Annotated in this window: 14 protein-coding genes and 1 tRNA gene; 8 read left to right on the top strand and 7 right to left on the bottom strand. The window is 58.7% G+C overall.

The window, feature by feature from the left end; translation table 11 throughout:
* Positions 1–17 precede the first annotated feature (17 nt).
* From TRM7615_RS02190 to TRM7615_RS02180, 3 genes are all read left to right on the top strand, one after another.
* Positions 18–94, top strand: a tRNA-Met gene (locus tag TRM7615_RS02190).
* A 69-nt stretch (positions 95–163) separates the two neighbouring features.
* Positions 164–913 carry a gamma-glutamylcyclotransferase gene (locus TRM7615_RS02185; RefSeq protein ID WP_108785259.1) on the top strand — a complete coding sequence of 250 codons (750 nt, stop codon included), beginning with the start codon at positions 164–166 and terminating at the stop codon, positions 911–913.
* A gap of 134 nt (positions 914–1,047) precedes the next feature.
* Complete coding sequence (locus TRM7615_RS02180; protein ID WP_108785480.1) at positions 1,048–2,238, top strand: hypothetical protein; 1,191 nt, start codon at positions 1,048–1,050, stop codon at positions 2,236–2,238.
* Here the strand turns inward: TRM7615_RS02180 and TRM7615_RS02175 are convergent.
* Complete coding sequence (locus TRM7615_RS02175) at positions 2,235–3,173, bottom strand: GlxA family transcriptional regulator (protein ID WP_108785258.1); 939 nt, start codon at positions 3,171–3,173, stop codon at positions 2,235–2,237. The genes TRM7615_RS02180 and TRM7615_RS02175 overlap by 4 nt on opposite strands.
* Positions 3,174–3,255: 82 nt before the next feature.
* Here TRM7615_RS02175 and TRM7615_RS02170 point away from each other — a divergent pair, with 82 nt between their 5' ends.
* Genes TRM7615_RS02170 through TRM7615_RS02155 form a run of 4 tightly spaced genes read left to right on the top strand, consistent with a single transcriptional unit; the run spans position 3,256 to position 7,588 of the window.
* Positions 3,256–4,419 carry an acyl-CoA dehydrogenase family protein gene (locus tag TRM7615_RS02170; protein WP_108785257.1) on the top strand — a complete coding sequence of 388 codons (1,164 nt, stop codon included), beginning with the start codon at positions 3,256–3,258 and terminating at the stop codon, positions 4,417–4,419.
* 5 nt (positions 4,420–4,424) lie between these two features.
* Positions 4,425–4,724 (top strand): Rdx family protein, encoded by a 300-nt coding sequence (locus TRM7615_RS02165; protein WP_108785256.1) that lies wholly within the window; start codon positions 4,425–4,427, stop codon positions 4,722–4,724.
* A complete protein-coding gene (locus TRM7615_RS02160; RefSeq protein WP_108785255.1) occupies positions 4,725–6,812 on the top strand; it encodes an acetate--CoA ligase family protein in 2,088 nt (695 codons plus the stop codon). It begins immediately after the preceding gene.
* Positions 6,809–7,588, top strand: coding sequence for a carnitinyl-CoA dehydratase (locus TRM7615_RS02155; RefSeq protein ID WP_108785254.1), 780 nt, complete (start codon positions 6,809–6,811; stop codon positions 7,586–7,588). The genes TRM7615_RS02160 and TRM7615_RS02155 overlap by 4 nt, the downstream gene beginning before the upstream one ends.
* A gap of 3 nt (positions 7,589–7,591) precedes the next feature.
* On the opposite strand, the gene TRM7615_RS02150 is transcribed toward TRM7615_RS02155, so the two are convergent.
* Positions 7,592–8,224 carry a class I SAM-dependent DNA methyltransferase gene (locus TRM7615_RS02150; protein WP_108785253.1) on the bottom strand — a complete coding sequence of 211 codons (633 nt, stop codon included), beginning with the start codon at positions 8,222–8,224 and terminating at the stop codon, positions 7,592–7,594.
* A gap of 89 nt (positions 8,225–8,313) precedes the next feature.
* On the opposite strand from TRM7615_RS02150, the gene TRM7615_RS02145 reads away from it, so the two are divergent.
* The gene (locus TRM7615_RS02145; RefSeq protein WP_108785252.1) at positions 8,314–9,186 is read left to right on the top strand and encodes an SDR family oxidoreductase; all 873 of its coding nucleotides are present in this window, start codon (positions 8,314–8,316) and stop codon (positions 9,184–9,186) included.
* A gap of 58 nt (positions 9,187–9,244) precedes the next feature.
* Here TRM7615_RS02145 and dxs read toward each other — a convergent pair whose 3' ends face one another.
* Genes dxs through TRM7615_RS02120 form a run of 5 tightly spaced genes read right to left on the bottom strand, consistent with a single transcriptional unit; the run spans position 9,245 to position 14,045 of the window.
* Positions 9,245–11,173 carry a 1-deoxy-D-xylulose-5-phosphate synthase gene (gene dxs / locus TRM7615_RS02140; RefSeq protein WP_108785251.1) on the bottom strand — a complete coding sequence of 643 codons (1,929 nt, stop codon included), beginning with the start codon at positions 11,171–11,173 and terminating at the stop codon, positions 9,245–9,247.
* Between the two features lie 15 nt (positions 11,174–11,188).
* Complete coding sequence (locus TRM7615_RS02135; RefSeq protein ID WP_108785250.1) at positions 11,189–12,055, bottom strand: polyprenyl synthetase family protein; 867 nt, start codon at positions 12,053–12,055, stop codon at positions 11,189–11,191.
* Complete coding sequence (locus TRM7615_RS02130) at positions 12,056–12,298, bottom strand: exodeoxyribonuclease VII small subunit (protein WP_108785249.1); 243 nt, start codon at positions 12,296–12,298, stop codon at positions 12,056–12,058.
* Complete coding sequence (locus TRM7615_RS02125) at positions 12,295–13,221, bottom strand: histone deacetylase family protein (protein ID WP_108785248.1); 927 nt, start codon at positions 13,219–13,221, stop codon at positions 12,295–12,297. The genes TRM7615_RS02130 and TRM7615_RS02125 overlap by 4 nt, the downstream gene beginning before the upstream one ends.
* A 50-nt stretch (positions 13,222–13,271) precedes the next feature.
* Positions 13,272–14,045: a delta-class carbonic anhydrase gene (locus TRM7615_RS02120; protein ID WP_108785247.1), complete on the bottom strand. Its 774-nt coding sequence runs from the start codon at positions 14,043–14,045 to the stop codon at positions 13,272–13,274.
* Positions 14,046–14,101: the final 56 nt, after the last annotated feature.

Raw genomic sequence — 14,101 nt, 5'->3', positions numbered from 1 at the left:
CACGCTAGGTCAACTGTCGCGGGATGGAGCAGCCCGGTAGCTCGTCAGGCTCATAACCTGAAGGTCGTAGGTTCAAATCCTACTCCCGCAACCAAATCCAAAAAGAAACGTCAACTAAGCAATCTTCTGTGGTGTCAATAAAGATTGTTGGCTTAACTGCAGTATGCCGTTTCCTGATCATACCTTCCGATATACGCCCGCCTTGCGCGGTAAAATTATTCCTCCGGACCAATCTGAAATGCGATTTGGACTGGATCGGTTCGATGAACTGGATATTCAGGCAATCGAGGAAGGTTGGCCAACAGGCTGGCGCATGGATCACGAGAAACGCGAGGCCAATCGGCAAGCGGTTCTTGCGGGTCGTTTGGATCAGGACCTCTGGGTCTTTGCCTATGGGTCGCTGATTTGGGATCCGGCAGTGCAAATCGATGAATATCGATACGGGTCTCTGCCAGGGTGGCACCGGAGATTTTGTATGCGTTTGGATGGGGGGCGTGGAACACATGACCAACCTGGTTTAATGGCGGCCTTGGACCAGGGAGGGCATTGCGACGGTGTAGTTTTTCGAATTCCCTCATCGCTTGCCGACCAGGAAACCCAATTCATGTGGCGGCGCGAAATGTTTTCGGGTTCATACCAGCCAGTGTTTCTGGAAGTAGACACGCCACAGGGCGTTGTCGAGGCCTTGGTTTTCCTCATGGACACGACCAACAATCGGTATCTACCGGACGTTTCATTGGAAACCTCGGCTCAGATGATTGCTGTTGCCGAAGGTAATTTGGGACCGAATTTCACCTATCTCGAGTCGCTTGTGCGCCACCTTGATGAGTTAGGGCTAGAAGATCCGGAAATCCGGAAATTGCACGCGCGCGCTAGTGAAATTCGAACCTCACTTTTTCAGTTCTCCAAGTAGTCACTTCACGTTGATACTTCTTGAGGCATTCCATGCGGCCTTTACGCAGAAATTCTTGCACCTAATGGGCAATGGTCAGCGTTTATCGGAATGATGTATGGTTTCAGACAGCTTACTGTTTCAAAGGTCTAAACATGCATGTTGTAGCGGATACTACTGCACTTGTCGAAGATGGTGTTTTGGCCCCGGAGCAGGCCTTGGAGATCGAAACACGCTCGCGTGACGTGATGATCAAGCTTGCGGTCAACGCGATCCTTTGTTTCGGGATTATCGCGGCCACTGCCGGGTTCATTTTCTGGCTGGCAAATGCTGTCGCCGTCTCGATCACCGGGGTCTTGATGCTGGTGTTGGGTCTATTGATCCTGGCAAAAGGCGCCGAAGCCTATCGAATGTTTGGCAATTCTGCGATCTTGATCGGCGCCGGGATGTTGATGGGCGGCGCTTCGATCGAGCTTGTGGACAAATATGAACAGCTTGCGGGATGGATCATGACACCGGCAGGTGCCTTCGTGACTATTCTAGGCGTCTGGCGGTGGCGATCAGGGGCCTTGTCGGCTGCCTTTGTTCTAGGCGCGGTTATCCTGATGGGATTGTCGATGCATCTGATCGGGATTGAGTTGTTGGTGATGCAGCACCAGATCGGGTCGCCGCTCAGAAACCTGATCCTGCTATATTATGCGATCGCGGTCGCAACGATCGGTTGGATGATCGACGTGCGCCTGGTTACGGCGCTGGCGATTGTTCCCTTTGCCCAGATGCTCGAGACGGGCACCGCCTATTTTCATGCTGCGTATGTATTCTACTCTCCGGAACCAACCCTGACCATCGTCCAGATGATAGCACTGATCACAGCGTGTCTTTGGGGGGCCAGAAAGACGGCCGACCGAGATGCGCGTCACCTGCGCATCCTGGCGGTGCTTGGGTTCATTGTCGCCAATCTTTGCGCCTTGGTGGGTTCTCTGTGGGGCGATGTTGTCGGGGAAACTATCTGGGGACCGGGACGATACAGCGATGGATATCCGGATTGGGAAAGCTACCGCGCAGCCCGCGAGGCCTTTCGTGATCAGGCGCTGACCATTCCTGATGGAGCTTATGCGATTTTATGGGCTGTGGTCTTGGCCGCCGTCATTATTTGGTCTGCGCGCCACAGTCAGCGAGGGCTGTTCAACGCAGGGCTGACCTTTGCTGCCATTCATGGCTACACGCAAATGTTCGAGAGCTTTGCGGACCGGCCGCTGGCCTACTTGCTGGGCGGATTGGCGGCAATCCCATTGGCATGGGGCGTGTGGCGTTTGAACCAGCGGATGAGGGCACATCCCAGCTAGCGACGCAAAGCCCTTGGAGACCGTCCAAATTCGGTGCGAAACGCGCGTGTCATGGCGCTTGGATCATCATAGCCAGAGCGCAACGCAATCTCGGCCACGGGCAAATCGGTTTCCATTACCAACTTGCGGGCCAAGTTCAGGCGCAACCGGCGATAAACCGTTGCAGGGGTGGCCCCAAGATCGGCCCGCATTCGGGACTCAAGCACCTTTTGGGTGCGACCAGCGCGCCTTGCCACTTCGGGAACCGAGAGTGGCTGTTCCAGGTTCTCTTGCATAATGGCCAAGGCCTTGTTCACAAACGTGCTGGCGGGCCCTGCACCACCCGTATGAGAGCGTGCAGATTCACGGGTCATGAACAGCTGTGCAACCTCGAGTGCCAGAGCCTGACCTTGATCGCGCCCAATCATGTGCGTCACCAGATCAAACGCTGCCATGGCGCCTGAACACGTGATCCGATTGCGGTCAATGACATAACGCTCGCGCACCACGTCAATCTCGGGGAACCGCTCGGAGAAACCCGTAAGCTCCTCCCAATGGATGGTTGCACGATGGTGATCCAACAGCCCGGCCTCGGCCAGCAACCAACTGCCAGTGTCCATCCCGATCAGAGACTTGAAACGCCGCTTGGCAGCGCGCAATGCGGATTGTGTTTTCCAGCCGCTATGCTCTTGAAACCCATAAGACGGCATGACAACCAACATGTCTCCCTGCGCCTGACTGAGTGCCTGGTGCGGAGCGACCTGTAACCCCGAAGACGACGTCACGACGCCGGACCCCAAGGCGAGGAATTGCCAGTCATACAACGGCCGACCTGACAGCATATTGGCAGCACGCAAGGGTTCGACCGTGTTGGCCAGGCAATGGTTCGAAAACCCATCGAACAGAAGCACGCCAACTTGCTGCGTTGCGGCGGAAGTTTTTGACCAATCTTGCATGATCGATATCTAATTCTGCACAGTAATCTTCGCAAGCTCGATCAGGATACGCGGGAAATTCCCTCTGTCCGGAGCGCAAGAGATGCAGTTTGGCCTGACCGAAGAACAGTCGATGATCATCGACACCACCCGCGCCTTTGTCGAAAACGAGCTTTACCCGCATGAGGCTGAGGTCGAGCGCACTGGCCAACTGCCGATGGAGATCATCAAAGAGGTGCAGGTCAAGGCGATGGAGGCTGGCCTCTACGCCGCCAACATGCCCGAAGAGGTAGGGGGCGCGGGCCTCGATACGCTGACCTGGCTGATGTACGAAAAGGAACTGGGGCGCGCGAACTATGCGCTGCATTGGACCTGTGTTGCGCGCCCCTCGAACATCCTTATGGCGGGCACCGATGAACAGAAGGAAAAGTATCTTTACCCCTGCATGAAGGGGGAGAAGTGGGATTGTCTGGCCATGACCGAACCAGGGGCTGGGTCGGATCTGCGCGGCATGACGGCAACTGCTCGGGCGGATGGCGATGACTTCATCCTGAACGGCACCAAGCATTTCATCAGTCACGCTGACATCGCAGACTTTTCGATCGTGTTCATGGCAACCGGTGAAGAGGAAACACCGCGCGGGCCAAAAAAGCTGATCACTGCCTTTTTCGTGGACAAGGACACGTCGGGTTTCACCGTCCGCGACGGGTACCGAAATGTCAGCCATCGGGGCTATACCAATGCGGTGCTGGAGTTTGACGATTGCCGCATCCCGAAATCGGCGATGCTGGGCGAGTTGCACAAAGGGTTCGATGTGGCCAACACTTGGCTGGGCGCGACCCGCTTGCAAGTTGCGGCTACTTGCCTGGGCCGGGCTGAGCGGGCGATGCAGCACGCGGTTGAATATTCAGCCGAGCGCAAGCAGTTCGGCCAGCAGATTGGCAAGTTTCAGGGCATCTCTTTCAAACTGGCCGACATGGCGACAGAGTTGAAAGCCGCAAACCTGCTGACATGGGAAGCAGGCTGGAAGTTTGATCAGGGCACCGTCACCGAATCCGACATGTCGATGGCTAAGCTCAAGGCGACCGAGATGCTGGCCATGGTCGCGGACGAGGCGATCCAGATCCATGGTGGCATGGGCTTGATGGACGAGTTGCCCCTGGAACGCATCTGGCGTGACGCGCGTGTCGAGCGCATCTGGGAGGGGACAAGCGAGATTCAGCGGCATATCATCAGCCGAGAACTGCTGAGACCGCTAGGAGGCTGACCCCAATGACAAAACCCGCCATTTCGATCACATACTGCATTGGCTGTAACTGGATGCTCCGCGCCGCCTGGATGGCGCAAGAGCTGCTCTCGACCTTTCAAGAGGATCTTGGGTCGGTGACGCTGGTGCCGGGTGAGACGGGTGGCGTGTTTGAGATCACTTTGGACAATGAGGTGATTTGGGAACGCAAGCGGGACGGTGGCTTTCCGGATGTGAAAGAGCTGAAATCGCGCGTGCGGGACCGGATCGACCCGGAACGCGACCTGGGCCATCTGGACAGGGCGGCAGACACTTCACAGGACTAGATGAACACAACCTTGATTACAGCGGCGTCACCGCCGGGCGCGAACACATCCTCTGTTGAAAGCGATGCTGTCACCCGCGATCTGAAACGGGTTCTCAACCCTTCCTCAATCGCCGTGATTGGTGGTGGGGCCTGGTGTGCCTCAATCATCGAGGCCGCGCAGCGCATTGGTTATCAGGGCCAAATTTTACCGGTGCACCCTTCGGGAAAAGAGATCGCGGGTATTAAGGCGATTGAGAAGCTTGAGGATTGGGATGGCCCAATCGACGCTGCCTTCATCGGGGTGAACCGCTTTGCCACGCTCGAGGTCGTATCGACCTTGCGAGAATTGGGCGCGGGCGGTGCGGTGTGCTTTGCCTCCGGCTTTACCGAGGCCCTGGCCGAGGACGCCAGCGGCGCTGAATTGCAAGCAAGGTTGGTGGCTGCTGCGGGCGAAATGCCAATCTTGGGGCCGAACTGTTATGGTTTCGTCAATGCCTTGGATCGGACCGCGATCTGGCCGGATCAGCATGGGATGCAGCCGGTTGAGCGGGGCGTTGCCATTCTGACCCAAAGCTCGAACATTGCCATCAACCTGACTATGCAGCGCCGGGGATTGCCGATTGCTTATATGGTGACCTGCGGGAACATGGCGCAAACGTCTCAGGCTGCGATTGCGATGCAGTTGCTTGACGATGACCGGCTCACAGCGATTGGCCTGCACATTGAAGGTTTTGGAAACCTGCGCGAGTGGGAGGCTCTGGCCACCAAAGCCCATGACCGGGGCGTACCACTGGTGGCACTCAAGGTCGGTGCGTCCGAGCAGGCACAGGCAGCGGCAGTGTCCCACACCGCCTCGCTTGCCGGCAGTGACGCGGGCGCGCAAGCCTTGTTGGATCGGTTGGGTGTCGTGCGGTTGCAGGGGCTGCCCGCGTTCCTCGAGACGTTGAAGCTGCTCCATGCCAATGGCCCGCTGACCTCGAACAAGATCGCGTCGATCAGTTGCTCAGGGGGCGAGGCGAGCTTGATTGCGGACTTATCTACCAAGCGTGATTTGGTATTTCCCCCTTTGTCAGAGCCGCAAAAACACGATCTGAAGGCTGCCCTTGGTCCAATGGTCGCCCTGGCAAATCCGCTGGACTACCACACCTATATCTGGCGCGACACGCAGGCGATGACGCGCGCGTGGAAAGGGATGACGGGCGAGGGGATCGGCATGACCTTTTCCATCGTCGATTATCCGCACACCGACCACACCGACTGGACCTGCGCCACGCAGGCGGCCTTGGCCGTCCGGGCAGAAACAGGCGCGCCTTTTGCTGTCGTCGCAACACTGCCCGAGTTGATGCCTGAACACGTGGCTGACGAATTGATGGCCGGTGGCGTTGTTCCGATCATGGGGCTGGAAGAGGCGCTTGCTGCTGCCGATGCGGCAAGTCATACGAAAAGCCCCTTATTAGAGCCAGTTTGTATTCCCGGTACAGCCGAACCTGATGCGGTTTTGACCGAAGCTGAAGCCAAAGAGGCCTTGTCAAAACACGGCCTGCCAACTCCTCGTAGCGTTGTGGGTTCTGCATCAGATGCGGAGCAAGCTTGTGCCGCATTGAAGCCGCCTTTCGCGGTCAAGGGCATCGGCCTTGCACACAAGTCCGAACATGGCGCGGTTCGCCTTGGTGTGCAGCTATCAAACCTGGCCGAAGCAGCGCAGGCCGTAGGAACAGAAACCGTCCTCGTCGAAGAAATGGCAAATGGAACTGTGGCCGAACTGTTGATCGGCGTGACCCGCGACCCTGCACATGGCTTTGTTCTGACCATCGGGGCAGGCGGCGTGTTAACCGAGGTGCTGCGGGATACGGTATCCTTGCTGGTTCCCTCCAGTGCAGTTCAAATACAAAAGGCTCTAAACCGGCTAAAATGTGCCCCATTGCTTCACGGCTATCGAGGTAAGCCAGCGGCTGATCTGGGGGGCATCGTTGCGGCTGTGGACGCGGTGCAGGCCTATGTGCTTGCCAATGCCGACACCCTGGCCGAAGTTGAAATCAACCCCTTGATCTGCACCGCCGAGGGCGCGGTTGCGGTCGACGCTCTGATCCGAAAGGCAAGCTCATGAACCCGGTAAAGACAAAACGCGACGGTGCGATCCTTGAGGTGACGCTGGACCGACCCAAGGCCAATGCCATTGACCTGGCCACCAGCCGCGTGATGGGCGAGGTTTTTCGCGACTTTCGCGATGATCCCGAACTGCGCGTGGCGATCCTGACAGGTGGCGGCGAAAAGTTCTTTTGCCCCGGCTGGGATCTGAAGGCAGCTGCCGACGGCGATGCGGTCGATGGCGATTATGGCGTTGGCGGATTTGGTGGCCTGCAAGAGTTGCGAGACATGAACAAGCCGGTGATCGCCGCCGTGAACGGCATCGCCTGTGGTGGTGGTCTGGAGCTTATGATCTCGGCCGACATCATCATTTCCGCCGATCACGCCAGCTTTGCCCTGCCGGAAATTCGCTCAGGGACCATCGCGGATGCGGCCAGTGTCAAACTGCCCAAGCGCATTCCATATCACGTGGCGATGGAACTGCTGCTTACGGGTCGGTGGTTCGATGCCGAAGAGGCCAAGCATTGGGGATTGGTGAATGAAATCGTGCGGGGCGATCAATTGATGGATCGTGCATGGGAGGTGGCACGCCTGCTGGCGAGCGGTCCGCCGCTGGTTTATGCGGCGATTAAAGAGGTTGTGCGCGAGGCCGAAGATGCCAATTTCCGCGATATCATGAACCAGATACAGCGCCGACAGTTGGCCACCATCGACACGCTGTATGGGTCCGAGGATAATTTGGAAGGCGCGCGCGCCTTTGCCGAGAAACGCGATCCGGTGTGGAAGGGCAAATAAACCTCAGGACTTTTCGAACAGGGCGATAAAGGCTGTGTCGTCCTTGTTCTCTCCCGCAGCCAAGTCGCCATAAATACGCACCTGAGGCAGGGACAGGTTGTGAATCTTGTCCCCATCCAGAGCCTTTAACGCGTCGGAGAACCCCTGCGCCTCGAAATGCTTGGCGTTGATCGACAGCGCAAACTGGGCGCCGTGACGGGCCACGCGCAACAGGGCGGGGATCACTTCGGGGCCGACATGCCCGTGTGTAAAGGTGCCCGAGGATACGATGCCGGAATAGCTTTCGCGCGGCACCGGGATGCCGTGGTTCAGGTCAGCCTCGATCGCGTCGCGATAGATGTCCTTGCGCATCGCCTGATCCAACATTGCGGCGCTGATATCGGTGGCATCAATCGGTCCGACGCCCAGTCCTGACAGGACGGCACCACACAGGCCCGTGCCTGCGCCCACGTCCAAAACAGGCCCCTGGCCGCCAGCGCCCACAAACGCCCGCGCGGTGTGGATATGCAGTTGATAGTCTTCGCGCGCAGCAAAGCTGTCATCATAATCACCAGCCCATTCGGCATAGAGCCGTTTGTGGTCGTCCGGTGTTTCAAGTGCGTATGCACTGTGCAGATCGGGTTCTTTTTTACTCATATCTCAATGAAACGCTGATGTAGGGATTCGAATCAAGTGAGACGTCTGGAATGCTTGCATCCCGATCCCGCTCGGACCATCTAGGGGACATGACTAAGACGCTTTTCTGCTTTGGCCTTGGATACACTGCCCGCGCTTTGGTGCGCAGTCTGGATGATGGCTGGCGCTGTATCGGCACCAGCCGTGGTGAAGACAGCGCCAAGGTCCCGCCCGGGGTCGAGATGCATCAATGGCCCGGCAGGCGCCCGAGTTTGGACGGAGTGACCCACCTGCTGATCTCGGCAGGACCCAGCGAAGCGGGTGATCCGGTTTTGGCCGATTTCCGCGAGGAGATAGCGGCGAGGGCGGATAAGTTCGATTGGGTTGGTTACCTGTCCACAACGGCGGTCTATGGGGATCGAAACGGTGGATGGGTGGATGAAAACACCGGGGTCGCACCTTCGTCCGTGAGGGGGGATTTGCGGGTTGCAGCGGAACGCGGTTGGCAGTCCATTCCTGGTCTGCCGCTGCACATCTTTCGACTTGCCGGGATCTATGGTCCGGGGCGGGGGCCGTTTTCCAAAGTGCGCGCGGGCACGGCGCGGCGTATCGTGAAGCCTGGTCAGGTGTTCTCGCGCATCCATGTCGATGATATTGCGCAGGTGTTGCGTGCCTCGATCGCGCAGCTACGGCCCGGTGCAGTCTACAACCTGTGTGATGATGATCCCGCGCCGCCACAGGACGTGATCGGGTTGGCGGCGGAACTGCTGGGGTTGCCCCTACCTGCCGAAGTGCCCTTTGACGAGGCGGGGATGAGCGCCATGGCGCGCAGTTTCTATGGCGAGAACAAACGGGTGCGCAATGACCTGATCAAGTCGGAACTTGGGGTAAAGTTGCTCTACCCCTCGTACCGCGAAGGTCTGCGTGCTTTGCTTAAGGTCGAAACCGAAGCCTTGGAACGGAAATCAGACGCTTGGTTCTAAAGCATGTCGCTCAAAAGTGGGAACTGGTTTTGAGCTTCTCGGACACGCGGCTCGCGTGCTAGGCCCGCTTTTCGCCGATTGAGGCGACACCCAACACGTCTAGTACCTTGGCCTCGATCTGTTCGGCACTCATGCCGGCAACCTCATACATCGCGGCAGGGCTGGCCTGGTCAATGAAGATATCAGGCAGGACCATCGAGCGGTACTTCAGCCCGTCGTCAAACACGCCTTCATCGGCCAAAAGCTGGGCCACATGGCTGCCAAAGCCACCCACTGCACCCTCTTCGATAGTGATCAACGCTTCGTGCTCCGCAGCCAGTTGCAGGATCATGTCGCGGTCCAGCGGCTTGGCAAAGCGGGCGTCGGCGATTGTTGGGGTGATGCCTCTGGCCGACAAAGCTTCGGCCGCTTTTTGTACTTCGGCCAAGCGGGTGCCGAACGACAGCAACGCCACGCGCGCACCTGTCTGAATCATACGGCCCTTGCCGATCTCCAGCACATCGCCCTGTTCGGGCAGGTCGACGCCGACCCCTTCGCCCCGCGGATACCGGAATGCGATGGGGCCATCGTCATGCGCCACTGCCGTGGCCACCATGTGCACCAGTTCGGCCTCATCCGCAGCGGCCATCACGACCATGCCGGGCAAGTTGGCCATGTAGGCGATGTCAAACGAACCCGCGTGGGTTGCGCCGTCTGCGCCCACAAGACCCGCGCGGTCGATGGCAAAGCGCACGGGTAGGCGTTGGATGGCCACATCGTGCACAACTTGGTCGTAACCACGCTGCAGAAAGGTCGAATACATCGTGCAAAAGGGCTTCATCCCGCCCGCAGCCAAGGCTGCTGCAAAGGTCACCCCGTGTTGTTCTGCAATGCCGACGTCGAAACACCGCGAGGGGTAGCGTTCAGCGAATAGGTTCAACCCGGTGCCGTCCGGCATCGCTGCGGTGACGGCCACAACTTTGTCGTCCTTGGCCGCTTGGCTCACCAACGCATTGCCAAAGACCGAGGTATAAGAGGGCGCGTTCGAAGGTGCCTTTTTCTGCTTGCCGGTCAGGACGTCGAACTTTGCCGTTGCATGGCCCTTGTCACGGGCAGCTTCGGCAGGAGCGTAGCCCTTGCCCTTTTTGGTCAGCACGTGGATCAGAATCGGACCGGTTGCGCGCGCTTTGACGGTGCGCAGAACCGGCATCAGCTGGTCCATGTCGTGCCCGTCGATAGGGCCGAGGTAAGAAAACCCGAGCTCTTCGAACAAGGTGCCACCAACGGCCATGCCCTTGAGCATTTCCTTGGCGCGCTTGGCCCCTTCGCGGAAGGGTTCGGGCAGCAGCGAGACCGCGCCTTTGGCAGCGGCCTTGAATTCCTGGAACGGCTCTTCGGCGTAAAGACGTGACAGATAGGACGACAGCGCGCCGACGGGCGGGGCAATGCTCATCTCGTTGTCGTTCAGGATCACGATCAGGCGCTTTTTCAGGTGGCCTGCGTTATTCATCGCCTCAAACGCCATGCCTGCCGACATCGATCCGTCACCGATGACAGCAATTGCGTCCCCCAACCCCTCAGGTGTGACACCGCCCAGATCACGGGCCACGGCAAAACCAAGCGCGGCGCTGATCGAGGTTGAGCTGTGCGCCGCGCCAAACGGGTCATAAGGCGATTCTGAGCGTTTGGTGAAGCCGCTCAGACCGCCCTCTTGCCTCAATGTACGAATGCGATCGCGGCGTTCGGTTAGGATCTTGTGGGGATAACACTGATGGCCCACGTCCCAGATTACCTTATCGCGCGGCGTGTCGAACACCGCATGTAGCGCCACGGTCAGTTCGACCACGCCCAGTCCCGCACCCAAATGGCCGCCGGTCTCAGAGACGGCGGACACGGTTTCGGACCGAAGCTCTCCGGCCAATTGGGTCAGCTGCGCATCGGAAAACTGCTTGAGATCCGCAGGGCGGGTCACAAGGTCCAGAAGTGGTGTATTCGGGCGATCAGACATGGCGTCCTCTAACGGCTAGCTGTCGCGGGCAATAACGAAGCGGGCGGCCTCCTTCAAGGTATCGGCCCGCGACCCGTAAGTCTCAAGCGCGGCACAGCCCTGTTCAATCAGGTCCGCAGCACGCAGTTTGGCGGCGTCCAGTCCCAGCAAGGACACGAATGTCGCCTTTCCCGCATCCGCATCTTTCTGCAGCCGTTTCCCGGCCTTCTGGGCGTCACCCTCAACATCCAAGATGTCGTCTGCGATCTGGAAAGCAAGACCCAAGGCTTGGGCATATTGGCGCAACGGGGTGGTGTCGGCTTGGGCAAGACGCGCACCCGCACAGGCAGACCATTCGATCAAAGCGCCTGTTTTGCCAGCTTGCAAACGGGTGATTTCGTCCAGGTTCAGCGGCTCGGCCGCGGATTCAGCGGCAATGTCCAGCGCCTGACCTAGAACCATGCCTTGCGCACCGCTCGCCTGTGCCAGTGTCAGGGCAAGCCCGGCGCGAACTTCCGCCACACCAACCTCGGGTCGGGTACACAGCTCAAACGCCAGTGTTTGCAACGCATCACCCGCCAGAACGGCGGTGGCCTGGTCCCATTTCATGTGGATGGTTGGCTTGCCGCGCCGCAGGTCGTCGTCGTCCATGCAGGGCAGATCGTCGTGCACCAGCGAATAGGCGTGCAGCGCTTCGATCCCGGTGGCAGGCCAGATCGCCTGATCTTCGGCCACGTCATGAAGGCGCGCGCTTTCCAGCACCAGAAACCCACGCAGACGCTTGCCGCCTTGGGTGGTGTAGGCCATCGCCTGTGTCACATCGAGATCATCAAGACCGCCCAGAACCAGGTCAAACTGGTTCTGAATGCGCGCGGCATCCCGCGCCAACTGTTCGCGAAACATTTACAGACCTTCGACAGGTTTCGTCCCGGTCGGCTGACCGTTGGCATCCAAGGTGATCGCAGCGACTTTTTCTTCGGCCCGCTTCAGCTCATCCTCGCAGCGCTTTTTCAGCGCCGCACCGCGTTCATAGAGCGAGATCGACTCGTCCAGCGCGACATCGCCGCGTTCCAGCTTGCCGACAACGGTCTCAAGCTCTTTCATCGCCTGTTCGAACGTCATCTGGTCGACGGGGGTGTCACTCATGTCGCTGCCTTCATCAATTCTTCAACATGCGCCTTGGTTGCGGCACTCAGCGCGTTCAGATCATACCCGCCTTCAAGAGTCGAGACGATACGACCATCGCAAAGCTCACGAGCCAGCGAGCACAGCTCGGCTGTGACCCAGGCGAAATCGCCGGTGGACCAGTTCAGGTTTGCCAGCGGGTCGTCCTGATGGGCGTCAAACCCGGCCGAGATGATGATCAGCTCTGGCTTAAATGCCCGCAATCTCGGAAAGGCCTGCCCTTCGTACGCGGCGCGCATCTCGGCGCTGCCGGAACCCGGCGCAAGCGGGATGTTCAGGATCTGACCGTGTACGCCATCCTCGTCCGGGCGGCCCGAACCGGGCCAAAGCGGCATTTGTTGGCTTGTGATGACCAGCGCGCGCGCCTCGTCCCACAGTAGGTCCTGCGTGCCGTTGCCGTGGTGCACGTCGAAATCGACGACGGCCACGCGATTCAAACCGTGGTGATCCAGCGCGTGTTTCGCCGCCAAAGCAGCGTTGCCGAACAAACAAAATCCCATGGCGGTGCTGGTTTCGGCATGGTGCCCCGGCGGGCGGATCGCACAAAACGCATTCGGCGCCTCGCCACCCATCACCATGTCGACCGCGTGCACAACGGCGCCAGCCGCGCGAAAGGCTGCATCGACCGAGCCGGAGGACATGAAGGTGTCCCCGTCAATCTGTCTGAATCCCTCCGTCGGGCGGGTCGCACGAATGTCGTGCACATAGTCGGCGGGGTGGATGCGCAGAATGTCATCTTCAGCAGCCATGGGGGCCGTGACCCGGTTCAGGTCCAAAGGTTCCAACGCGTGTAGGATATGCTGCAATCGAGCAACCCGTTCGGGATGCCCCTCAGGGGTGACGTGGCCAAGACAATCGGCGTGTGTGATCAAAGCGGTTTTCATGGCGGGCAAGCTATCAATCCGCACGCCGACAGGCAAACGCTCGTTACATGTCAGTTGATCGGTGCAAGCAGCTCTGGCGCAGTGACCAATTGCCGTACACCGTGGCTGTGATCCTCACCAAACACATTTCCCTTTGCCCCCCATTGCTGGACGGATTGGTACGAGACTTTCATGCATTCAGGACGAACACTCCATGTCACTTGCATGGGCGAGCAGATGGCTTGGGTATAGCTTGGTCCGGTGGTCGATCCGGCGAAAACAACAGGGTCCCCGGTGCCAGATGGCAGAGATTTGGGTTGGTGCAACCCGTTGGAGATATTGCCGTCATATGCGAAGTCGCCAAAGTCGGGCGCACCTTCGTCATTCACGACCAGGAAAACCTGACTTTCAACCCGCAAAGCCGGGTTTACGCAGGCGTCCGAGAAGCACGAATTCAAAGTGGGACCGGGAGTGACGTCGCAGGTTGTATAGACCCAATGTACCTCAATCGTGTCGCCGGGCTTTACTCCGTGAAACGCCTCTGATCCGTCAGGCATAGACAATTCGGCTTCGGTCAGGCTGTCGGTTTGGTTGCATTTCCACCCGCCATGTTCCCCAGTGCCGCCTGAAACCGAGAACCCAGGGCCCTTATGTTCGGCATTTGTGTGGGTGTGAATGTCACACAAATTCATCTGATTTGCTTCGGGTGCGCGCGGGAACGTGACACTGTTTGCACCAGCCGCGAGCGCAATGTCGCGAGGGGTCTGGGGACCAAATCCCTGGCACATCTGCGCCTGCGCGGCAGCAGGGATAAGAAAGGCGGTAAAAAAGGCAATTATGCGCATATCGGCGACTCCAATTGAAATGAATTGGAGTCACTCTACCACAGTTTGCGGAGCAC

Source organism: Falsiruegeria mediterranea M17, from assembly GCF_900302455.1.
GTDB lineage: Bacteria > Pseudomonadota > Alphaproteobacteria > Rhodobacterales > Rhodobacteraceae > Falsiruegeria > Falsiruegeria mediterranea.
This window is presented reverse-complemented; position numbering and strand designations above follow the sequence as displayed.